Raw genomic sequence first — 21,180 nt, 5'->3', positions numbered from 1 at the left:
AGAGGGGGAGGAGCGGATGCTGCGGGGCGATGCGGCGCGCGGGCCGCCGATCATGCGGGTGCTGTTCAGTCGCGCGGGTGCGATTACACCCGCATGAGTGAACAACACCAGCGCGAGCGGACAGCGGGGCCCGCGCGTCGTGAACAGCACCCGCGCGAGTGAACAGGGACCGCGCGAGTGACCGCGCGAACCCACGCAGGCGGGTTTCGACATGGTCGCTGCGCGACCTGCTCACCCGGCGGGCTTTGCAACGACTGACCGTGCGCACGGCCCCCGCGAGTCCACCCCGTCCCAGCCCGGTACCATTGCCGCATGCTCCTCTCAGACCGGGATATCAAGGCCGAACTCGATGCGGGACGGGTCTCGCTCGAGCCCTACGCCCCCGAGATGATCCAGCCGTCGAGCATCGACGTGCGCCTCGACCGCTACTTCCGGCTGTTCGACAACCACAAGTACCCCTTCATCGACCCTGCGGAGGACCAGCCCGACCTCACCCGGCTCGTTGAGGCGAAGCCGGATGAGCCGTTCATCCTGCATCCGGGCGAATTCGTGCTCGGCTCGACCTTCGAGCAGGTCACACTGCCCGACGACCTCGCCGCGCGCCTCGAGGGCAAGAGCTCGCTCGGTCGGCTCGGCCTGCTGACCCACTCGACGGCGGGCTTCGTCGACCCTGGCTTCAGCGGGCACGTGACGCTCGAGCTGAGCAACGTCGCGACCCTGCCGATCAAGCTGTGGCCCGGGATGAAGATCGGGCAGCTGTGCTTCATCCGCCTGAGCTCGCCCGCCGAGCACCCCTACGGCTCCGCCGCGTACAGCTCCAGGTACCAGGGACAGCGCGGCCCGACGGCATCCAGGTCGTTCCAGAACTTCCACCGCAGCAACACCTTCGACCAGGACGAGAGCCAGCTCGACTGATCTGTGCGCCCCCGCACTGGGGGTAGCCCGCACGCCGCCAACCTCGGCTGGGCCATTCCGGCGCGCCGCGAAGTTGGCTACTCTCGGACAACATCTAAGGTCAGCGGCCAGATCCCCGAATCTCACCTGCTCAGACAAGCATCGGAGGGGCTATGCGCGATCTCAACTCGCTCGTCACCAGCAAACTCGCGTTCGGCGTGCTCATCGGCTCGCTGGTCGCAACGGGCGGCACGGCGATGGCCGCCTTCGCCGGAGTCCTGCCAGACCCGTTGCAGCAGAGCGCGCATGTGGTGTTGGGTGCGCCTGAGCCCGGGGACGCGCCCGTCGACGATGATCTCGACGATCTCGACGACGAGACGGATGCCGACGGCGAGGCCACGGACGACGACGCGATCGACGACGACGGCGCCATCGACGACGAGGCCACGGGCCCTGATGTCACCGGCTCGGCCGCCTTCGGTCTCTGCACCGCGTACACGAAGGGTGGACTCTCCGAGAACTCCACCGCATACAAGGCCTTCGACGACGTGGAAGGCGGCATCGACGCGTACTGCGACACCGTGATCGCCGGCAAGGCGGAGAAGCCAGGCAAGGCGGAGAAGTCCGAGAAGGCCGACAAGCCAGAGAAAGCGGACAAGCCCGAGAAAGCCAAGGACCCCGAGAGCGCCGAGGACGAGAGCGGCGAGGACGAGAGCGCCGACCAGCCTTCCGACGGCCCGGCCGACGAACCGGCGGACGGCTCCGGCGACGCTCCCGTCGAGGATCCGACCGAGGCGGCACCCGACCAGCCGAAGTCCGCACCTGATGCCGAGAAGCCCGCCAAGGAACTTCCCGCCCAGTCGAACGGCAACGGCGGCAAGGACCGCTAGAGCCTCAAGGACCGCTGGAGCTTCCACGACCGCGCGAGCGTGACAGACCGCGAGAACCTCGCGGGAGCTCGTTGCTAGGGCAGGTCGCGCGCCGCCTCCGGCTTCGGCCACTGCTGCAGCTGCAGCACGAGCCACGGGCTGAAGGCGAACGGCGCGGCCTCGACAGCAGCGCGCAGCTCGTCGGGACGCAGCCACGCCCACTCGGCGACCTCGTCGGGGCTGGGGTCCACGGCATCCGTCGTCACGGCCGAGAACACCGGGCAGATCTCGTTCTCGACGATGCCGGACGCGTCCACCGCGCGGTACCGGAAATCGGGCAGCATGGGGCTCACGGCCGAGATCGTGATGCCGAGTTCGCGCTGGGCGCGACGGGCGACGGCCTCCTCCTGAGCCTCGCCGGGGGCCGGATGCCCGCAGAACGAGTTCGTCCAGACGCCGGGCCACGTGCGCTTCGACAGCGCGCGACGGGTGAGGAGCACCCGTCCGTCGGCGTCGAAGACGTGGCAGGAGAAGGCGAGGTGCAGGGGAGTGTCGGTCGTGTGCACGGTCGCCTTGTCGGCGGTTCCGAGCGGGGTTCCGTCGTCGCCTAGCAGCACTACGTACTCTGTCGTTGCGGTCATGCTGGTCAGATACCCTAATTGAGTGAACGCACAGCGGCTGCACGACCTCTCGATGGAGAGGCAGGCTCAGGTCGACGCCGTGCTCGATCGGTTCTTCAGCCTATCCAAGAACCGCGCCGCGAAATTCGGAGCCGAGTACGCCGGGCTCTGGAAGAAGCTCGAGTTGAGCGCATCCGGCGGAAAGCGGTTCCGGCCCCGCATGGTCATGGCCGCCTACGAGGGCCTCGGCGGGCTGGATGCCGACGCCGCCGCCTACGTCGGCGCCGCCTTCGAACTGCTGCACACCGCCCTCATCGTGCACGACGACGTCATCGACCGCGACTTCAGCCGCCGCGGAATCCCCAACGTCTCAGGCAGCTATCGCGACATCGCGACAACCGCCGGCATCCCGATCCCAACCGCCGAGCACCGTGGCATGTCCGCGGCGGTCATCGCGGGGGATCTGGCCCTGTTCAATTCCTACCGGCTGATCGACCTGAGCGGCGTCGACGAGGGCATCCGGGGCAGGTTGCTCGAGATCCTCGACGACGCGCTGTTCGCCTCGGCCGCCGGCGAGCTCATCGACGTGGACTTCTCCATCGCGGCGACGATGCCCACGGCCGACGAGGTGCTCAACATGGAGCGGCTCAAGACGGCGGTGTACTCGTTCGAGGCGCCGCTGCAGGCCGGTGCGGTGCTCGCCGGGGCGCCCCAGAGCGTCGTCGACCGGCTGGGCCGGTACGGCTGCGAGATCGGCATCGCCTACCAGATCGTCGACGACCTGCTTGGGGTGTTCGGCCTCGAGGAGCAGACCGGCAAGTCCACGATCGGCGATCTTCGCGAGGGCAAGCGCACCGTGCTGATCGCCCACGCCACGAGCACGCCGCAGTGGGCCGAGATTCGCCCGCTCGTCGGCAAGGCCGACCTGAGCATCGCCGAGGCCACCCGCATCCGCTCCGCCCTCGAGGTGTCCGGCAGCCGGGAGTTCACCGAGAGCCTCGCCCGCGAATACGTGGCGCGGGCGCTGATCACGATCAACGACCCGGAGATCCCCGCGCCGCTGCGGGCCGAGCTCGAGTCCGTCGCCGGCGACGTGCTGCGCAGGGTCAAGTGACGCGCGACTCGCTCTACGACCGCGTCGCCGAGGAGACCGCCGGCATCGTCATCCGCCGCTACTCCACCTCGTTCGGCCTCGCATCGCGGCTGCTCGGCCCGGCCGTGCGCCAGCACGTCGAGAACATCTACGCCCTCGTGCGGATTGCCGACGAGATCGTCGATGGGGCGGCGGATGCGGCGGGTGCCGACCGCGGCACCGTCGCGCGCATCCTCGACGAGCTCGAGCGCGACACCGACGAGGCCATGCTCACCGGCTACAGCGCCAACCTCGTCGTGCACGCCTTCGCCCTCACCGCGCGGGACACCGGGTTCGGCACCGAGCTGACCGCGCCGTTCTTCGCGTCGATGCGCGCCGACCTCAGCGCGACCGAGCACGACCAGGCGAGCTTCGAGACCTACGTCTACGGATCGGCCGAGGTCGTCGGGCTCATGTGCCTCAAAGCCTTCCTCGACGGCGTGAACGTGACCGCCGAGGACGAGGCAACCATGGTCACCGGCGCGCGCAGGCTCGGTGCCGCCTTCCAGAAGGTCAACTTTCTGCGCGACCTCGCCGCGGACTTCGAGCAACTCGGCCGCAGCTACTTCCCGGGCGTCGACGTCGCCTCGTTCACCGAGGCCGACAAGGTGCGCCTGCTCGACGACATCGACGACGACTTGGCCGTCTCCGCGAGCGTTATCCCGATGCTGCCGAGATCGTCCCGGCGCGCGGTGGCGCTGGCTCAGGGCCTTTTCGCGGAACTGTCTGCCAGACTGCGAGCGACACCGGCCGACCGGCTCGTGCGAACCCGGGTGCGCGTGCCGAACCCGGTGAAACTGAGGATCGCGGCCGTCGCCGCATCGGGCCGAGTGCCACGAATTGAAAGGGTTGCCAGATGAACCGCATCATCGTCATCGGCGGAGGGATCAGCGGTCTCGCCTCCGCGGCGCTGCTCGCGCGCGAGGGCCACCGGGTCACCCTGCTCGAGGGCCGCGACGAGGTCGGCGGCCGCGCCGGATCGTGGGACCACGAGGGCTTCCGCTTCGACCTCGGCCCCAGCTGGTACCTCATGCCTGAGGTCTTCGACCACTTCTACAAGCTGCTCGGCACGAGCGCGGCGGAGCAGCTCGACCTCGTGACCCTCGACCCCGGCTACCGGGTGCTCTTCGAGGGGCAGCAGTCCATCGACATCACCTCCGACCGGGAGAAGAACCTCGAGATCTTCGAGGCCATCGAGCCCGGTTCGCGGGCGCGCATGGAGAAGTACCTCGCCTCGGCCTATGACACCTACGAGATCGCCAAGAAGCGCTTCCTCTACACGAGCTTCGCCGACCTGCGACCGCTGCTGCGGGGCGACGTGCTCTCCCGCCTGGGCAAGCTCGCGCGACTGCTGCTGCAGCCGCTGTCGACGCTCGCCGCCAAGACCGTCAAGGACGACCGTCTGCGGCAGATCCTGGGCTTCCCGGCCGTGTTCCTCGGCTCCTCGCCCTTCATCACGCCGAGCATGTACCACCTGATGAGCCACCTCGACCTCGCCGACGGCGTGCTCTATCCGATGGGCGGGCTGATCAAGCTCATCGACAGCATCGAGGAGCTCACCCGCGAGGAGGGCGTCACGGTCATCACGGGCGCGCGGGTCACCCGCATCCTCGTCGACACCTCCCAGCCCGGCAAGCCGACGGCCGCCGGTGTCGAATACACCGATGCCGCGGGTGCGCCCCAAGCGCTCGAGGCCGACATCGTCGTGTCTGCCGCCGACCTGCACCACACCGAGACCACGCTGCTGCCACGCGAGCTGCAGACCTACCCGCAGGAATACTGGGACAAGCGCACCCCCGGCCCCGGCGCGCTGCTGCTCTACCTGGGTGTCGAGGGCAGGCTGCCCGAGCTCGAGCACCACAACCTGCTCTTCACCAAGGACTGGAAGAAGGGCTTCGACGCGATCTTCGGCGATACCCCCTCGATCCCGAACCCCGCCTCGCTCTACGTCTGCAAGCCGAGTGGCGTCGACCCGTCGGTGGCTCCTCCCGGCTATGAGAACCTCTTCGTGCTCGTGCCCATCCCGTCCGACCCGACGATCGGGCACGGCGAGATCGACGGCGACGGCGACCCTCGCATCGAAGCCGCCGCCGACCACGTGATCGAGCAGATCGCCAGCTGGGCCGGCATCCCCGACCTCGCCGACCGCATCGTCGTGCGCCGCACGATGGGCCCCGGCGACTTTGCTGACGACCTCAACTCGTGGCGCGGCACCCTCCTCGGGCCAGCGCACACCCTGAAGCAGAGCGCCCTGTTCCGGGCCGGCAACGTGAGTAAGAAGGTCGACGGCCTCTACTTCGTCGGCGGGTCCACGATTCCGGGCATCGGCCTGCCGATGTGCCTCATCAGCTCGGAGGTGCTGCTCAAGCGGCTGCGCGGCGACGTGTCGACCGAGCCGCTGCCCGAGCCGCTGATCAGCTCGCTCGTGGCGCCGGCTCCGGCATCCGACCTCCGCTAGCCGCGTGGGAATCCTCTACCTCACAGCGCTCACCATCGCCCTCACCGGCATGGTCGTGCTGGACCGCCGCTTCGGCCTCTTCTTCTGGGCGGATGCGCGCCGGGCCGCCGTAGTGCTCGCGGCCGGGGTCGTGTTCTTCCTCGTCTGGGACGTGCTCGGCATCGGGCTCGGCATCTTCTACCGCGGCGAGACCTCGTTCATGACCGGCCTGGTCATCGCGCCGGAGCTCCCCATCGAGGAGGTCTTCTTCCTCGCCCTGCTCTGCTACCTGACGATGAACGCGTATGCGGCGGCGGGACGGATGCTGGGGCGGATGCCGACCGACCGGCGTGGGGTCGCGTCGTGACCTACTGGGCGCTCAACGCGTTCTTCCTCGCCGCAGTCGGTGTCGTGGCGATGCTCGCGAGCCTGGGCGGCCGCCGGTCGGGGGCCAGTGGTGCCGGGCAGCGCTGCGTCGGCCGGCCCGCTGTCTCCTGGCCCGCCGCCGGCATCACCGCGGCGCTGCTGCTGGTCATGACCGCGGTGTTCGACAACATCATGATCGGCGTCGGCCTGGTCGGCTACGACGAGGCCCTCATCTCCGGCGCGCTCATCGGCATCGCGCCGCTCGAGGACTTCGCCTACACGGTGGCCGCGGTGGTGCTGCTACCGTCGCTGTGGGCGCTGCTTCCGGTGACGTCGGGCTCGGCATCCGCCCGGGCTGATCCCGCGTCGGCCTCGCCGTCGGGAGGGGACGCATGACCGCACTCCGCTCCACGACCGTGCTGAAGAGCCTGTTCGTGTCGTCGCGGCCGCTCAGCTGGGTGAACACCGCATTCCCGTTCGCGGCGGCGTACTTCGTGACTACGCGCGAGATCGACCTGCTGCTCGTGCTCGGCACGATCTACTTCCTTATTCCGTACAACCTCGCGATGTACGGCATCAACGACGTCTTCGACTACGAGTCCGACCTGCGCAACCCGCGAAAGGGCGGCGTGGAGGGTGCGCTGCTCGACCCGCGGGTGCATCGGACGACGCTGGTCGCCGCGGTCGCGACGAACATTCCGTTCCTGGCATATCTGTTCGCCGTCGGCTCGCCGCTGTCCTCTCTGGTGCTCGCGGTGAGCGTGTTCGCGGTCATCGCGTACTCCGCGCCGCGGCTGCGGTTCAAGGAGCGGCCGTTCATCGACTCGCTCACCTCGAGCACGCACTTCGTCTCGCCCGCGGTGTTCGGCCTGGTGGTCGTAGGCGCGGCCTTCACGCCGCAGCTCGTGGCGATACTCGTCGCGTTCTTCCTCTGGGGTATCGCGTCGCACGCGTTCGGAGCGGTGCAGGATGTGGTGGCCGACCGCGAGGGCGGCATCGCATCGACCGCCACGGTGATCGGAGCACGCGCGACGGTGCGGCTGGCGTTCGTCGCCTACGTGCTCGCCGGCATCCTGCTTCTGACGATCGGGCTGCCGGGCGCGATCGCGGCGGTGCTCGCGCTGCCCTACGCGCTGAGCGTGCTGCCGTTCTGGTCGATCCCGGATGCCGATGCCGGCAGCGCGAACCGCGGCTGGAAGCGGTTCCTCTGGTTCAACTTCGTGAGCGGCTTCGTGGTGACGATGCTGCTGATCGCGTGGGTGCTGCTGTAGCGGTGCGCGCCGGTGGCCCTGTTTCGGCCCGGGCTAGCCGCCCGCGCGGGTGCTGTTCAGTCACGCGGTTGTAATCGCAGGCACGCGACTGAACAACGACCGCGCAACTGCCGGAGGGTCTGCTGCTCAGCCCGCGGGGGACTCCGCGCGCCGGTCGCCCGGCTCAGTCCAGCCGAGGTTGCCAGCCATTCGTTCGAGGGATCGCACCGTGACGTTGTACTCCTCGTCGCCGAGCCCCTGCGAGAGGTCGGCACGGATGCGGGCGACGACCTCCGAGATGCGCTCGAACGCCGTCTCGCCGCGCGGGGTCAGCGCGAACCCGCTCGGGGACGCGGCCACCCAGTCGCTCTCGACGAGCTCGTCGATCTCGCCCGCCGTCGTGCCGTCGGTGCCGAGGAACGGGGAGAGCGCATCGTTCAACTCGTCCCGCGTCGCCGGGCCGCGACCGAGCAGGTTGAGCAGCTGCCACTGCCGCCGGGTCACCCCGTGTTCGTCGAGCGTGCCGTCGAAGTGCTCGTCGATGAGGCGGTCCACGAGCTTGAGCCAGTATCCGATCGGACGTTGATCAGTCATACGCCCAGCGTACGAGATCCTGCTTTCATTATTCAGGAGTGGACAGTGGCAAAGTCGATAGAAATGTGCGGATGGCGCCAGCATCCGCCGTCCCACCGTGTTCAGCGCGCGAAATCGGCGTCCACGCCCGCCTCGCCTCCTGAATACCGCCGGCCGGCCGGCCTGACTCCTGAATAATGAAAGAGTCAGTGCCCGCGGCGGGGGAAGAGCCGCAGAATCGCCCGGATGCCGATGAAGACCTCCATCGCGGCGGCGGGCCGGAGCCAGGCCGAGCGGGGCACATCCAGCATCCGCCCCTTCGTGACGCTCGCCGCCGCGATCGCGACCACGGGCGCGGACCACGCGGCGAAGGTCAGCGCCTTCACCGCGCGACTGGGCTCGTGGCGCACGATGAACCAGGTCCAGAAGGCGGTGTCGGCGAGGAAGTCCGCCTGGGTGCCGAACGAGGTGACCGTGCCGGTGGCGCGCGCGATCTTGCCATCGGCGAAGTCGGTGGCGAGCGAAATGACCGGCAGCGACCGGCCGAGGCGGCCCTCGAGCGCCGGCAGGTTGCCGCGGATGAGCGTGAGCGCATTCGGGATGCCGATCGACCGCCGGCCGCCGATCATGCCCAGGTGGGTCACCGCCATGATCCAGCTGACGGCGACCCAGACGAGTCCGCGCCGGTTCGAGAGAGCACCCATCACGACGTGGATCAGCGTCGACTCGAGCAGCGGTCGCGGGTTGATCCGCGCCTGGTGCACCGAGCGCAGTGTCGCGAGCGCGATGAAGCACACCCACGCGCTCGGCCGCCACCTGCCGTCACTCAGGACGGCGAGCAGCGAGTTGCTCGCCTCGCGGCTGGTGGCCGCATTGATCTGATCCTGCTGAGCCGGCATCCGCGGCTAATCGATGCGGGCGGGCCGCGGCTTGACCGGCAGCATGAGGAGCAGGCCCGCGAGCAGCACGAGCACGATGCCGATGATGCCGAACCGGGTGTCGCCCGTCACCAGCACGAACAGGCCGAACAGGCCGGGCGCGAGGAAGCTCACCGCTCGGCCGGTGGTGGCATAGAGGCCGAAGATCTCGCCCTCGCGGCCGGGAGGGGTGATCCGGGCGAGGAAGCTGCGGCTCGACGACTGCACCGGGCCGACAAAGAGGGTCAGGAAGAGCCCGGCGACCCAGAACCCGGACTTCCCGTCGCCGACAAACAGCACCGCGGATCCGGCGATCACCAGGCCCGCGAGTGAGGCGATGATGATCGCCTTCGCTCCGACCTTGTCGTCGAGGTAGCCGCCGATGAACGTGCCGATTCCGGCGACCACGTTCGCCGCGACGCCGAAGATGAGCACCTCGGCGAAGCTGAAGCCGAAGACCTGGGCGGCGATGATGGCTCCGAGGGTGAACACCCCGGCGAGACCGTCGCGGAACACCGCGCTCGCGAGCAGGAAGAGGAGCACCTGCGGGCTCTTCTTCGCGAGCAGCCTGATGGTGCGGAACAGAAGCAGGTAGCTGCCGAAGAAGCTCACCCGGTTCTCGCGCACCCGCGCGGGGATCTCGGGCACCGCGATCAGCACGGGGAGCGCAAAGACCGCGAACCACAGCGCGGCGACGACGATCGCGATTCGGATGTCGAGGCTGCCGCCGTCGCTCCCGCTGGGGAGGCCGATGAGGCCGCCGCTGCCGATGCCGGCGACGCCGCCGATGAAGACGACGAGCAGCAGCACGAGCAGCACGATCCCGCCGACATAGCCCATGCCCCAGCCGAATCCGGAGACACGGCCCACGGTGGCGGGCGTCGAGACCTGCACGAGCATCGCGTTGTAATTGACGCTCGCGAACTCGAAGAAGATGTTTCCGGCGGCGAGCAGCGCGGCGCCGAGGTAGATGTAGCCCGGCACCGGCGCGACGAAGAACATCGCGGCCATCGCCAGCACGACGAGGCCGGTGTTGATGGCGAGCCAGAGCTTGCGCCGTCCGGAGCCGTCGGAGCGCTGCCCGAGGATCGGTGCGAGGAGGGCGATGAGCACCCCGGCGATCGTCAGGGCCCCGGCGACGACGCGGGCGCTCGCGGCCTCCGCCGCCTGCTCGCCCTGGCCGGCCAGGATCTCGGGATCGAAGAACAGGCTGCTCGCGAGGTAGGTGCTGAAGACGAAGGTCGTGACGACGGCGTTGAACGAGGCGGAACCCCAGTCCCACAGCGCCCACGCCCGCACCCGGCTCTTCGGCACGGGCGTGTCGTCCATGAGGCTCTGGCCCACCGTGTTGACCGCATCGTCATCGGAGGGGAAGGGGGGCTCCGGCGCGGTGCCGTCAGCGGATGAAGGGTCGCTCATGATTCAGAGGCTAGTGCGCCCGGGCGAACGGAGGGGGATGCGCCGCTCCTGAATCAGGGGAGAGTTCCCGTGACGACGTGGATGTGCCCGCCCCGGTGCACGGTGTGCTCGGCATCCGCCGCTTCCCGCTCGAGCGCGCGCCACGGCCGCGCGGCGAGGTCGGCGCCTCCGGCCGCGCAGGCGAGCCGGGCGAGCGGGGCGAAGACCGCCGCGGCGCCGGTCGGGAGCGCCATATCGACGATCCCCGCTCGTCCGCCGGGCCGCACGACGTCGCGGATGAGCGTCCACGCCGGCATCCAGTCGTCGAACACGCTCATCGCATAGGTCGAGAACGCCGCGTCGACCTTCGGCCGGCCGCCCTCGCGCAGCGTGATCGAGGTGATCTGCGCCGGGTCGAGCGACAGCACGTCTGCTTCGAGCAGCGACACGTTGGACCAGCCATTGCTCCGCACTCGGTCGCGGGCGACCGCGAGCATCGAGGGGCTGCGGTCGACGCCGATCACGTGCCCGTCCGCACCCACCCGATCGAGGAGCAGCGGCAGGTTGAGCCCGGTTCCGCAGCCGAGGTCGAGCACGATGTCGCCGCGCCCGAGCCGCAGCGCGGCGATGCCGGCGACCCGCCCGGCGCGATAGACGAGGCGCTCGCCGGAGAGCACGTCGTAGAGCCGCGCCCCGGCCGTATACCGTTTCATCATTCGTTCCCCCGCGCCCGCTTGAAAGTCCGCACAGATCGGGCGGTTACGCTGCCCAGTATGGGAGAACGCGCTGAATGGGAACTGGTCGTTATCGGTGGAGGCTCTGCGGGGCTCGTCGCGAGCCGCACGGCCGCGAGCTTCGGCGCAGAGACGCTGCTGATCGAGGGCGACCGCCTCGGCGGCGACTGCCTCTGGACCGGCTGTGTTCCGTCGAAGTCGCTCATCGCCGCGGCATCCGCCCTCACGATTGCGTGCAACTCCCCGCACCTCGGGGTGGAGACGGATGCCGTGGAGCTCGACTTCGCCGCGGCCATGCGGCACGTGCACGGCGCGATGCAGACGATCGCCCCGGTGGACTCGCCCGAGGTTCTCGCGCTCGCCGGGGTCGAGGTGCTGAGCGGACACGCCCGCTTCACCGGCGCCCGGTCGCTGGCCGTCGGCGGGCGGGAGATCAAATTCGGGCAGGTCATCATCGCCACGGGAGGCTCGCCCGCGGTGCCGAAGATCGACGGGATCGGCAGCGTCGAGGTGCTCACGAGCGCGACGGTGTGGGACCTCACCGAGCTGCCGGAACGCCTCGTCGTGCTCGGCGGCGGGGCGATCGGATGCGAGATAGCGCAGGCCATGGCACGATTCGGGTCGGCCGTGACGCTCGTGCACCGCGGGGACCGGCTGCTGGCCAAGGAGGAGCCGCGCGCGAGCGCGATCGTGCGGGCGGCGCTCGAGGCTGACGGGGTCACCGTGCTCACCGGACGCGAGGCCACCTCGCTCTCCGGCGACGGCCGCGGCCTCGGCGGCGCGGTCAGCCTCGATGACGGCAATGTCCTGCAGTTCGACGCGATCCTGGCCGCGATCGGCCGGGCGCCCAACACGGGATCTCTCGATGCGGACCGGGCCGGGGTCGAGCTCGACGGGGCCGGCAACGTGGTTGTCACCGCACGGCTGCGCACTTCTAACCCGCGCATCTGGGCGGCCGGCGATGTGACCCCGCTACCGAAGTTCACCCACACCGCCGGGGTCAATGGCAGCATCGCGGCCTCAAACGCGGTGCTCGGGCTGGCGCGCACGATCGACTCCGCCGCGGTGCCGCGGGTGACGTTCACGCATCCGGAGGTCGGTTCGGTCGGCGCCGTCCAGGCGGATGCTGCCGCGCAGGGTCTCATCGCCCGTACGATCGAGCACGAACACCTCGACCGAGCGATCGCCGAGGGGGCGACCGGAGGCTACACGCAGCTGCTCGTCGACAAGAGGGGGCGGGTTCGCGGCGCGACGATCGTCGGCCCGCGGGCGGGGGAGAGCCTGGGCGAGGTGAGCCTCGCGATCTCCCGCGGCCTCACGACGAGCGACATCGCGTCGACGACTCACGCGTATCCGACCTTCAGCGACGCCGTCTGGAACGCCGCCGTCGCCGACGTGCGGGCCCGGCTCAACCAGGGCGCGACGAAGGTCGCGACGAACGCGCTGCGGCGACTGCGGCGGTGGCGGCTGCGCTGAGCCCGGCGGGGTTTCGACACGCGGGCCGGCGGGGCTCAGCCCAGGCTGCGATAGCCGACGATGATGCGCTGAGCGGCGCTCGCCGCCACGAACACGGCCCACACCGCGGCGATCTGCCACGCGATAAACGGCACCATGAGCCACACACTGTGCACGACGATCGTTTCGGTCCCCTCGGCGATGCGACCGAGGAAGGAGAGCGAGCGCCCGTCGTCGATGCGTCGCCCCGTGCGCTCGGCGATCGACGAGAACGCGAGGAACGCCGTGCCGTTCACGTAGTAGGCGAGCAGCACCAGCGCGAACGGCCACCAGGGCGCGTCGAATGCGGCGCTGGCTCCGACGGCCACCCCGAACACGGTCGCGCCGTAGACGACGAAGTCGCAGACGATGTCGAGGAATCCGCCCGCCTCACCCGCGCCGCCGGCTGCTGCGCCCTCTCGCGAGCGCCGCAGCCTGGCGAGGGACCCGTCGAGCCCGTCGAGGATGCGGGAGACCAGCCACAGCACGAGAGCCAGCCACCACAGGGTGAGGGCGGCGGCAAGTGCGCTCGCGAGCCCGAGCACGAGTCCGGCAACGGTGAGGCGGTCTGGGCTGATCCAGGGCCGGTCGATCGCGGACGCGACCGAGGTGAGCGGAGTGTCGATCAGGCGGCGGACACGGGAGTCAAGCATCCGGCGCTCCCCTCGTCGGGGTCGGGGTCGGGGTCTGAGGTGGAGTCGAAGCGCCGCGCCGGCGCATCCGAATCCCCACGATCGCACCCGCGACGCTCAACGCGCCGAGGGTGCCGAGGGCGATGTAGAGGCCGGGACCGGGCTCGAATCCGACGCCGCCGACCGCGACAAAGGCCAGCGTGCCGGGGATGATGCCGAGGACCGTGCCGAGCGCGTAGTCGCGGCGACGCACGGACGTGAGGCCGGCGGCGTAGTTGATCGCGGTGAACGGCAGCACGGGAATCAGGCGCACGCCGATGATGCTCACGAGGCCGCGCCGCCGGAGGAGCGCGTCGATGCGCTCGACCCTCGCCCCGGTGAACCGCTCGACTGCCTCGCGGCCGAGGCCGCGACCGATGGCGAACGCGAGCGCCGCGCCGAGAAGCGCGCCCAGGTAGACCAGCAGTGCACCGAACGCGAAGCCCCAGACGACCCCCGCCGCGATGCTCAGCACATTCTTCGGCACGGGGGTCAGGGTGACGAGGCCGTAACCGACGGCGAAGGCGACCGCGCCGGGCCAGCCAGCGGCATCAGCAGAAGACCGGATCTCGTCCAGGCCGGGCAGCGGCACGACCACCCCAACCAAAACGGCCACGGCTACGAACACCACAAAGGCGGCGAGCTTCACGAGGGCCCGTCGGCGAGCGGTCGTGGCGCCACGGTCGTTCATGTCGAACCTCCGCCGAACCTCAGAAAACCACTGGAGTGGCTTACTGTATCCGAGTGATCTGTTCGGTCTAGCACCACGCATGAGCACCCGTAACGACCGACTATCACCTCCAAGGAGCCCAACGCCGTGACTCACCCTTCCTTTCGTCGACCCCCGCTGAAGCGCGGGGCGGCGATCATCGCCGCTGCGGGCCTCCTCGCCCTCACCGGATGCTCCGCGCCCGACTCCGTGGCCGCCACGAATGATTTCGCCAGCTGGGACGAGGTCGTGGGCGCCGCCCAGGGCCAGACCGTGCAGCTGTGGATGTACGGCGGCGACGAGCAGGGCAACGCCTACATCGACGACGTGCTCGCCCCCGCCGTCGCAGACCAGGGCGTCACGCTCGAGCGGGTTCCCGTCACCGACACCGCCGATGCCCTCAACCGGGTGCTCTCCGAACTGCAGGCCGGCCGCACCGACGACGGCACGGTCGACCTGATCTGGGTCAACGGCGCGAACTTCTCCACCGGCAAGGAGGCCGGGGCGTGGCTGTGCGACTGGACGAGCCTGCTGCCGAACATGGACAAGACCGCGTCCGACGACCCGCTGTTGAGCGACGACTTCGGAACCCCCGTCGACGGATGCGAGGTGCCCTGGCACAAGGCGCAGTTCACGATCGCCTACAACTCCGACGTCATCGCCGACCCGCCGACGAGCGTTGCGGGCGTGCTCGACTGGGCGCGCGCGCATCCGGGACGCTTCACCTACCCCGCCCCGCCGGACTTCACCGGGTCGGTGTTCACCCGGGAGGTGCTCTACAGCGTCTCTGGCGGCTACGAGAACGTGCCGCTCGCGTACGACCAGGAATCGTTCGACGAGCTGTCCCCGGCGCTCTACGAGGAGCTCGTCGACCTTGCCCCCTCGCTGTGGCGCGGCGGCGACACCTACCCGGCGAGCTCCGACGAGCTCAACCAGCTCTACGCCGACGGGCAGGTCGACATGACGATGACCTACGGCCCGGCCACCCTGACCGACCTCGTCGCGAGCGGCGTCTACCCCGCCGGCACGAAAATTCTCACTCTCGACGAGGGGACCGTCGGCAACGCCAGCTTCCTCGGTCTGCCGTCCAACGCCGAGTCACGGGCCGGCGCGATGGTCGTCGCGAACACCGCGCTCTCCGTCGAGCAGCAGGTCGCGAAGGCCGACCCTGAGGCGTGGGGCCAGTTCACGGTACTCGACTACGACGCCCTCGCATCCGATGAGCAGGCGCTGTTCGACGCGCTGCCCGAGTCGCCCGTCGTGCCGAGTTACGAGATCCTGTCGAAGAACGCGAACCCCGAGCTGTCCGCCGCGTGGGTGCCGCCTCTCGACGAGGGCTGGCGCACGAGAGTACTCGGCGCCCGCTAGGCGACCGGTCCACGCATGAGTCTCGCGCCGCTTCCCGGCCGTACGGCTGCCGGCGGGCGGCCGGGGCTGCGCGGCACACTGCTCGTGCTGCCCGCCGTCGTCCCCGCCCTGTTTGTGCTCGGCGGCGGGATCGGCGCGGCTGTCGCGCAGAGCCTCGGGCTGCTGCCGCTGATCGGCCCGGTGCGGCTCAGCCTCGACGCCTACACGGCGCAGTCCGGAGCGCTGCCGGTGTCGATCGGGGTGTCGCTCGGCATCGCCACGGCCTCCACCGCGATCGCGGCGGTGGTCGGCTTCGCCGCGGCCCTCGCGATCGTCTCGGGCCGTTGGGGCGGGCGGATCGTCGCCACCATCAGCGCCGCGACCGTCACGGTGCCGCACCTCGTCGGCGCCGCGGCGATCGGGCTGCTCCTCGCCGACTCCGGCCTGCTGCCCCGGTTGCTCGGCATCGACGCGGATGCCTGGCCCCGGTTCGTCGGCGGACCGTGGTGGGTTGCCGTTGTCGCCGAGTACGCTTGGAAGGAGTCCGCCTTCGTCGCGCTCGTTGTCGCCGGCACCCTCGCCACCCGCGTCGCGAGCTTCGACGAGACGGCGGCACTGCTCGGCGCCGGACGCCTCAAGCGGCTGCGGTTCGTGATGATCCCGCTCTGCCTGCCCGCCCTCGTCATCTCGTCGACGATCGTGTTCGTGTACACCCTCGGCTCCTACGAGGTCGCCTGGCTGCTCGGGCGCAGCTACCCCGAACCGCTGCCGGTCATGGCGCTGCGGCTCTTCGACTCGATCACCCTCACCGCCCGCCCCGAGGCTGCCGCAGTCGCGGTCGTCACGACCGCGATCTCGCTCGCCGTCGTCGCGATCGCCTTCCTCGCCCTCCGCCGCACGGCGCTGTGGCGGTGAGCGCGCGATGAGCATCCAGGCCCGTGCCCTCACCGCCGAACCCCAGTGGCCGGCTGCCGGCCGGCTGCGCCTTCCCGGAGACCCCGGCTCCCGGCTGACCGACTCACGCGGCGCCGGCCGCGTCGGCCGGGTGCTCAGTGCGACACTGCTGGCGCTCTGGTTCCTCGTGCCGCTCGTCCCGCTCGCGTTGTGGGCTTTCGCGGACCGATGGTCGTTCCCCGCGGTGCTGCCGACCGTGTGGGGAACCGACGGCATCGAGTCGGCGATCGCTCAGGGTGCCGTGCCCGCCTTCTGGCGCTCGTTCGCGCTCGGCCTCGTCGTCGCCGCGATCGCGACGCCGCTCGGAGCCGCGGCAGCGCGGGCGCTCACGATGGGCACGGTGCGCTGGCCGCGCGCCGTCGGTCTCGTGCTGCTCGCGCCGATCGCCCTGCCGCCCTTCGCCGCCGTCATGGGGCTGAACGTGGTGCTGTTGCGCGCCTATGTGCCACCGCTCGTCGGCCTCGTACTAGTGCTCGTCGTCATCGCGCTGCCCTATACGACCTTCGCGATGCGCGTCGCCTACGCGGCCCACGACATCCGGTTCGAGGAGGAGGCACGCACCCTCGGCGCCTCGCCGTGGACCGTGCTCTGGCGGGTGCACATCCCGCTCGTCGCCCCCGCCCTCGCCCGGGCGGCGTTCCTTGCGTTCCTCGTCGGCTGGAGCGACTACATCGTCACGGTCATCATCGGCGGCGGCGCCGTCGTGAGCCTCCCGCTGGTGATCGCCTCGAGCGCCGCCGGCATCGGCAACGACTCGGCCGTCGCGATCCTCTCGCTCACCGCGATCCTGCCCCCGCTCGCGTTGCTCCTGCTACTCGGCTTCGCCGGCCGCCGAGGCGCCGGGTCCCGCCGGGGCCGCCCCGATTCCATCGACCCGCGTTCCGCACGGTCCCGACTGTACGAGCCTGGAGCCACCCGATGACCTCCCACCTGCTCCTCGACGCCGTGTCGAAGCGCTTCTCGGATGAGCACGCGCCCGCGCTCGACGCCGTGACCCTCGATGTCGCCGCGGGCTCGTGCACCGCGATCCTCGGACCGAGCGGCTCCGGAAAGAGCACGATCCTGCGCGTCATGGCCGGCCTCGACCCGGTGACCTCGGGCCAGGTGCTCGTGGACGGGGTCGCTGTTGCTGGCCTCGCCCCCGAGCGGCGCGGGATGGGAATGGTGTTCCAGCGGCCGCTGCTGTTCCCCCACCTGAGCGTGCTCGACAACGTCGCCTTCGCCGATCGGGTCTCCGGGGTGCCGCGCGCGGCGGCCAGGCGCAACGCCGAGCGTTACCTCGACATGGTGCAGCTCGGCGGCTACGGGCGCCGGTCGGTGCGGGAACTCTCCGGCGGGCAGGAGCAGCGCGTCGCGATCGCCAGGGCGCTCGCGGCGCGGCCACGCGTGCTCCTGCTCGACGAGCCGTTCAGTGCTCTGGACCCCGAGCTGCGCTCCGACATGCACGCACTCATCGACGACATCCGTTCCGCACTGTCGCCGACGATTGTGCTCGTCACCCACGACCGCGATGAGGCGTCGGCGGTCGCCGACCGCATCGCCGTGCTGCACGAGGGCGAGCTGCTGCAGCACGACACGGTCGATGGCGTCTACAACCGCCCCGTGTCAGTGCGAGTCGCGCGGCTCATGGGCGGGCTCAACGAGGTTCCCGGGATGGTCGTGGGCGGCCTTCACGTGTCGGCGCTGGGGAGTATTCCGTTGGATGCGGGGCGCGATGATTCTGAGGGTGCCGCGACTCTCGTCGTGCGGCAGGAGGCGGTCGGCGTGCGTGCGCTCGGCGGGGATGCGGCTTCCGACGGGGTTGTGGGTGTCGTCACCGGCATCCGGAATCTCGGCCCGCGCCGGCTGCTCACGATCCGGTTCGGCGCCGCGGGTGCCGACTCAGTCGAGCTGAACGCGGAGCTGCCGCCCGGGCACGGCGTCGAGGCCGGGTCGCGGGTGGCGGTGTCGCTCCCGCCAGCGGCGGTCTCGGCCGTGCGGGCGTAGCCGTACGCTACTGGCTCGCCTTGCCGGTCGAGCGCACGGCCGTCAGGCCATCCGGACGCGACACGATCGCCGGGTCGGCGGCGCTGCGGCCGATGAGCGGCAGGAGCTTGCGCAGCCCGATGTTCTCGATCGGGTCGAGCACCGAATGCTGGGTGCAGGCGGGAACGGTGCGGCCGTCCTCGGGGTGACTCATGGCGTACATGCACGAGCCGAGGCGCTCCTGCGTCTCCTTGATCTTCGGGTCGTCACTCGTGATGCCCTGCTCCATGAGCGCCCAGGCGGGGGCGACCTCGGCCGCATCCATGAAGTTGTGCACAACGAAGGTCTTGAAGCCGAGCTTGCCCTTTCGAGCCGCGCGGATCATGTTGCCGACGCCTCCGGCGCGCTTGACAACCCGGCGTGCGAGCCCGATGAGCGGCGGGATGTCGCCGGGGTGGCCGGCGATCGCGCGGATGATCTTGATCGTGAGGATGTGCTTCGGGATGTCGCCGAAGATCATGCCGCCGAAGTGGTCGAGGAACCGGTCGCGCGCGGCGATGTCGCGCGGGTCGTCAGCATCCAGCAGAACGGCGAACCGGCCGTCGACGCGCATCCCGACGGTCGACCGGTTGCAACGGGGATCGCCGAACTGGGTCGCCTTCCACGGAATCCTGTGCCCGGCACCCTCTTCGATCTGGTCCCAGACCGCGTCGATGGTGACCTCGGTGAAGTCCTCCTTCCAGCGGCGGTCGTCGCCGATGAAGGCGGCGGGCTGGAACGACATCATGTCGTAGGGCATGTCGAGCACGTCGCGGGTGACGCTCGCGACCTCGCCGACATTGGAGGGCGTCACGGTCATGTTGTGCGCGAGGTAGGAGCTGACCCCGTGCTGCTTCTTGAGGTCGACGAACATCTTCGCGAAGGTCTCGCGGAACGGGTTCAGCTCGGCCTCGTTGCGGGGGCGCACGGCACCGCGGCGGCCGCGCATCAGCGAGTCGAAGTGAGCGGCGAACGAGACCTTCTTGAAGCGCGGCTGCCCGTTCTCGTCGAGCACCACGTCGAGCAGGTAGTCGTAGGAGAAGTCGCCGTGGGTCATCGACATCGGCTCACGGCCGAACTTGCGCATGGTCAGCAGCGCCTCGGCGTGGTCCTTCGCCGGCAGCAGGCTCACCTCGCCGCCGATGAGCTGTGCGTGGGCGCGCGGGCCGCGCACCTGGTGCAGGAACTCCATCTGCTCGTGCACCTCGGAGAGGGTGTGCTCGCCGTCGATGCGCACCTTGTTGGCGTCGGCGGAGTGGTAGCAGGGCGAGCAGGTCAGATCGCACTTGGGGAACACCCCGTGGGTGCCCTCGCAGCCGACGGCGCAACGGCCGAGCAGCTGGTTGTCGGTCTTGACGTGCTCGGGCAGGTCGGCCCAGCGCTTATCGAGAGCGATGCGCGTGTGGGGGTGGATCGGCCGGGTCGCAAGCTCAAAAGCACGAAGGGACTGGGCTGCGGACATCGTGATCGCTTTCGTCGTGCTGGCCTCGTCGGCGAGGTCCACGCGGGATCTGGCCATGCTCGACACACGGCCTCTGTGAAGCCTATTCGGAACCGGGCTGGGAATCGGATTGGATGCGGGGACGGGCAGCATCCGCCCCCGTCAGACCCGTCAACCGCGGTCGGAGGGCTTCCGCCGCCGAACGACGTACACGCAGACGGCGAGCACGATGAGGTCGAGGATGATCCAGACCGCCAGCAGTCCGCCGCCGACGCCCGCGCTGCGCTCGTCGCGCGTCGGTGACGCTCCGAGTGCCGCTGCGGTGGAGGCAGCGGCACCGAGCAATCCGGGGGAGAACATGCCCGCAGCCTACGCCGCGCGGCCCGGAGCATCCTGGCCCAACCTAGAACGTGAAGGCGAGCTCCGCCGGGTAGTCGCCCAGCGCGGTGAGCTGGGTCGCGGCCTGCTGCAGGTGGGCGAGGGAGAGGCCCATCGTGCCCGGCCCGAAGCTGACGCGGGAGACCCCGAGCTCGGCCAGGCGCTTCAGCGGCACGGAGGCCGGGTTGGAGATGACCGAGATCATGCCGTCGATCTCGTCGAGGGCGCGCTTGACCTTGTCTTCGGTGCCGAGCCCGAGCACGAAGGCGACGTCGGCGCCCGCCGCGAGGTAGGCGTTCGCGCGCACGATCGCGTCGTTCCAGTCGTCGGGAGTGCCGGCGAGCGCGTCGACGCGCGCATTGATGACGAGCGGAACGCCCGACTTGTCGGCCGCGGCGCGCACGGCCGCGACCCGCGAGACGGCGGTATCGAGATCGAACAGCGGTGCCTTCGGCTTGCCGCGGCTGTCTTCGATGTTGATCCCGGATGCCCCGGCCTCGATGAGCCGGGCGACGTTGGCCTCGACGCCCGCGGCATCCGGCGAATAGCCCTTTTCGAAGTCGACGCTCACGGGAAGCTCGACGGAGCGGATGATGAGCGCTGCTGCGGCGATCGCCTGGTCGACGCTGAGACCTTCGCCGTCGGGCACGCCGTGCGCCTCGGACACCGAGTGGCTGGCCGTCGCGAGGGCCTTCACGCCGGGGGAGGCGGCGACGATGCGGGCCGTGATCGAGTCCCAGACGTTGGTGACGATGAGCGGGGTGCCCGGCACGTGGAGCGAGCGGAGGAGTTCGGCCTTCTGGACATTGGTTTCGTGAGTCATGCTTCCACCTAACCGAGGGTGAGCCCGGATAGTTACCCGATGGAGGAGGTTCACAGGAAAGGGTCGGCTCCGCGAACCTGTGAGTTGAGCCGCGTCGACTCAAGTTTTTCGCTTCCGACTTGACAGGCGTCAGAGGTCCCTGCAAACTTGACACAGCGAGGCTCAACTA

Annotated in this window: 23 protein-coding genes; 13 read left to right on the top strand and 10 right to left on the bottom strand. The window is 69.9% G+C overall.

Annotation, left to right across the window (positions count from 1 at the left end; genetic code table 11):
• The first annotated feature begins 312 nt into the window (after positions 1 to 312).
• Both dcd and ABIB15_RS08785 read left to right on the top strand, forming a co-directional pair.
• Positions 313 to 915 carry a dCTP deaminase gene (gene dcd / locus ABIB15_RS08790; protein WP_354477048.1) on the top strand — a complete coding sequence of 201 codons (603 nt, stop codon included), beginning with the start codon at positions 313 to 315 and terminating at the stop codon, positions 913 to 915.
• Between the two features lie 152 nt (positions 916 to 1,067).
• Positions 1,068 to 1,784 (top strand): prolipoprotein diacylglyceryl transferase, encoded by a 717-nt coding sequence (locus ABIB15_RS08785; RefSeq protein WP_354477045.1) that lies wholly within the window; start codon positions 1,068 to 1,070, stop codon positions 1,782 to 1,784.
• A 74-nt stretch (positions 1,785 to 1,858) separates the two neighbouring features.
• On the opposite strand, the gene idi is transcribed toward ABIB15_RS08785, so the two are convergent.
• Positions 1,859 to 2,404, bottom strand: coding sequence for an isopentenyl-diphosphate Delta-isomerase (gene idi / locus ABIB15_RS08780; protein WP_354477042.1), 546 nt, complete (start codon positions 2,402 to 2,404; stop codon positions 1,859 to 1,861).
• 22 nt (positions 2,405 to 2,426) lie between these two features.
• On the opposite strand from idi, the gene ABIB15_RS08775 reads away from it, so the two are divergent.
• The 6 genes from ABIB15_RS08775 to ABIB15_RS08750 are packed head-to-tail and all read left to right on the top strand — an operon-like array spanning position 2,427 to position 7,589.
• On the top strand, positions 2,427 to 3,497 hold the full coding sequence (locus tag ABIB15_RS08775) for a polyprenyl synthetase family protein (RefSeq protein WP_354477040.1): 1,071 nt from the start codon (positions 2,427 to 2,429) through the stop codon (positions 3,495 to 3,497).
• Positions 3,494 to 4,375 carry a phytoene/squalene synthase family protein gene (locus ABIB15_RS08770; RefSeq protein WP_354477037.1) on the top strand — a complete coding sequence of 294 codons (882 nt, stop codon included), beginning with the start codon at positions 3,494 to 3,496 and terminating at the stop codon, positions 4,373 to 4,375. The genes ABIB15_RS08775 and ABIB15_RS08770 overlap by 4 nt, the downstream gene beginning before the upstream one ends.
• A complete protein-coding gene (gene crtI, locus ABIB15_RS08765; RefSeq protein WP_354477034.1) occupies positions 4,372 to 5,973 on the top strand; it encodes a phytoene desaturase family protein in 1,602 nt (533 codons plus the stop codon). Before ABIB15_RS08770 ends, crtI begins: the two co-directional genes overlap by 4 nt.
• A gap of 4 nt (positions 5,974 to 5,977) precedes the next feature.
• Positions 5,978 to 6,319: a lycopene cyclase domain-containing protein gene (locus tag ABIB15_RS08760; protein WP_354477031.1), complete on the top strand. Its 342-nt coding sequence runs from the start codon at positions 5,978 to 5,980 to the stop codon at positions 6,317 to 6,319.
• On the top strand, positions 6,316 to 6,714 hold the full coding sequence (locus ABIB15_RS08755; protein ID WP_354477028.1) for a lycopene cyclase domain-containing protein: 399 nt from the start codon (positions 6,316 to 6,318) through the stop codon (positions 6,712 to 6,714). The genes ABIB15_RS08760 and ABIB15_RS08755 overlap by 4 nt, the downstream gene beginning before the upstream one ends.
• Positions 6,711 to 7,589 carry a prenyltransferase gene (locus tag ABIB15_RS08750; RefSeq protein WP_354477025.1) on the top strand — a complete coding sequence of 293 codons (879 nt, stop codon included), beginning with the start codon at positions 6,711 to 6,713 and terminating at the stop codon, positions 7,587 to 7,589. The genes ABIB15_RS08755 and ABIB15_RS08750 overlap by 4 nt, the downstream gene beginning before the upstream one ends.
• Positions 7,590 to 7,715: 126 nt before the next feature.
• Here the strand turns inward: ABIB15_RS08750 and ABIB15_RS08745 are convergent, their stop codons facing one another.
• The 4 genes from ABIB15_RS08745 to ABIB15_RS08730 form a co-directional block, all read right to left on the bottom strand.
• Positions 7,716 to 8,162 (bottom strand): MarR family winged helix-turn-helix transcriptional regulator, encoded by a 447-nt coding sequence (locus ABIB15_RS08745; protein ID WP_354477022.1) that lies wholly within the window; start codon positions 8,160 to 8,162, stop codon positions 7,716 to 7,718.
• Positions 8,163 to 8,347: 185 nt separating this feature from the next.
• Positions 8,348 to 9,040, bottom strand: coding sequence for a CDP-alcohol phosphatidyltransferase family protein (locus ABIB15_RS08740; protein WP_354477019.1), 693 nt, complete (start codon positions 9,038 to 9,040; stop codon positions 8,348 to 8,350).
• A 6-nt stretch (positions 9,041 to 9,046) separates the two neighbouring features.
• Complete coding sequence (locus tag ABIB15_RS08735; protein ID WP_502908930.1) at positions 9,047 to 10,477, bottom strand: MFS transporter; 1,431 nt, start codon at positions 10,475 to 10,477, stop codon at positions 9,047 to 9,049.
• A gap of 53 nt (positions 10,478 to 10,530) precedes the next feature.
• Complete coding sequence (locus tag ABIB15_RS08730) at positions 10,531 to 11,169, bottom strand: class I SAM-dependent methyltransferase (protein WP_354477016.1); 639 nt, start codon at positions 11,167 to 11,169, stop codon at positions 10,531 to 10,533.
• Between the two features lie 60 nt (positions 11,170 to 11,229).
• On the opposite strand from ABIB15_RS08730, the gene ABIB15_RS08725 reads away from it, so the two are divergent.
• On the top strand, positions 11,230 to 12,666 hold the full coding sequence (locus tag ABIB15_RS08725) for a dihydrolipoyl dehydrogenase family protein (RefSeq protein WP_354477014.1): 1,437 nt from the start codon (positions 11,230 to 11,232) through the stop codon (positions 12,664 to 12,666).
• A gap of 35 nt (positions 12,667 to 12,701) precedes the next feature.
• Here the strand turns inward: ABIB15_RS08725 and ABIB15_RS08720 are convergent, their stop codons facing one another.
• Both ABIB15_RS08720 and ABIB15_RS08715 read right to left on the bottom strand, forming a co-directional pair.
• Entirely contained in the window at positions 12,702 to 13,337 is a 636-nt protein-coding gene (locus ABIB15_RS08720; protein ID WP_354477011.1) for a CDP-alcohol phosphatidyltransferase family protein, read from the bottom strand.
• On the bottom strand, positions 13,330 to 14,046 hold the full coding sequence (locus ABIB15_RS08715) for a TVP38/TMEM64 family protein (protein ID WP_354477009.1): 717 nt from the start codon (positions 14,044 to 14,046) through the stop codon (positions 13,330 to 13,332). Before ABIB15_RS08715 ends, ABIB15_RS08720 begins: the two co-directional genes overlap by 8 nt.
• Positions 14,047 to 14,172: 126 nt before the next feature.
• Between ABIB15_RS08715 and ABIB15_RS08710 the strand changes: the two genes are divergently transcribed.
• Genes ABIB15_RS08710 through ABIB15_RS08695 form a run of 4 tightly spaced genes read left to right on the top strand, consistent with a single transcriptional unit; the run spans position 14,173 to position 18,351 of the window.
• Complete coding sequence (locus ABIB15_RS08710) at positions 14,173 to 15,432, top strand: ABC transporter substrate-binding protein (RefSeq protein ID WP_354477007.1); 1,260 nt, start codon at positions 14,173 to 14,175, stop codon at positions 15,430 to 15,432.
• Between the two features lie 15 nt (positions 15,433 to 15,447).
• Positions 15,448 to 16,326 (top strand): ABC transporter permease, encoded by an 879-nt coding sequence (locus ABIB15_RS08705; RefSeq protein WP_354477004.1) that lies wholly within the window; start codon positions 15,448 to 15,450, stop codon positions 16,324 to 16,326.
• Between the two features lie 7 nt (positions 16,327 to 16,333).
• A complete protein-coding gene (locus ABIB15_RS08700; RefSeq protein ID WP_354477001.1) occupies positions 16,334 to 17,287 on the top strand; it encodes an ABC transporter permease in 954 nt (317 codons plus the stop codon).
• A complete protein-coding gene (locus tag ABIB15_RS08695) occupies positions 17,284 to 18,351 on the top strand; it encodes an ABC transporter ATP-binding protein (protein ID WP_354476998.1) in 1,068 nt (355 codons plus the stop codon). The genes ABIB15_RS08700 and ABIB15_RS08695 overlap by 4 nt, the downstream gene beginning before the upstream one ends.
• Before the next feature lie 7 nt (positions 18,352 to 18,358).
• On the opposite strand, the gene ABIB15_RS08690 is transcribed toward ABIB15_RS08695, so the two are convergent.
• From ABIB15_RS08690 to ABIB15_RS08680, 3 genes are all read right to left on the bottom strand, one after another.
• Positions 18,359 to 19,888, bottom strand: coding sequence for a hypothetical protein (locus ABIB15_RS08690; RefSeq protein WP_354476996.1), 1,530 nt, complete (start codon positions 19,886 to 19,888; stop codon positions 18,359 to 18,361).
• Positions 19,889 to 19,981: 93 nt separating this feature from the next.
• Positions 19,982 to 20,170, bottom strand: coding sequence for a hypothetical protein (locus ABIB15_RS08685; protein WP_354476993.1), 189 nt, complete (start codon positions 20,168 to 20,170; stop codon positions 19,982 to 19,984).
• Between the two features lie 43 nt (positions 20,171 to 20,213).
• On the bottom strand, positions 20,214 to 21,011 hold the full coding sequence (locus tag ABIB15_RS08680; protein ID WP_354476990.1) for an isocitrate lyase/PEP mutase family protein: 798 nt from the start codon (positions 21,009 to 21,011) through the stop codon (positions 20,214 to 20,216).
• Between the last annotated feature and the right edge of the window lie 169 nt (positions 21,012 to 21,180).

This window comes from Marisediminicola sp. UYEF4, assembly GCF_040546025.1.
Classification (GTDB): Bacteria; Actinomycetota; Actinomycetes; order Actinomycetales; family Microbacteriaceae; genus Marisediminicola.
The sequence above is the reverse complement of the archived record's forward strand: the minus strand, read 5'-3'. Positions and strand labels throughout refer to the sequence as shown.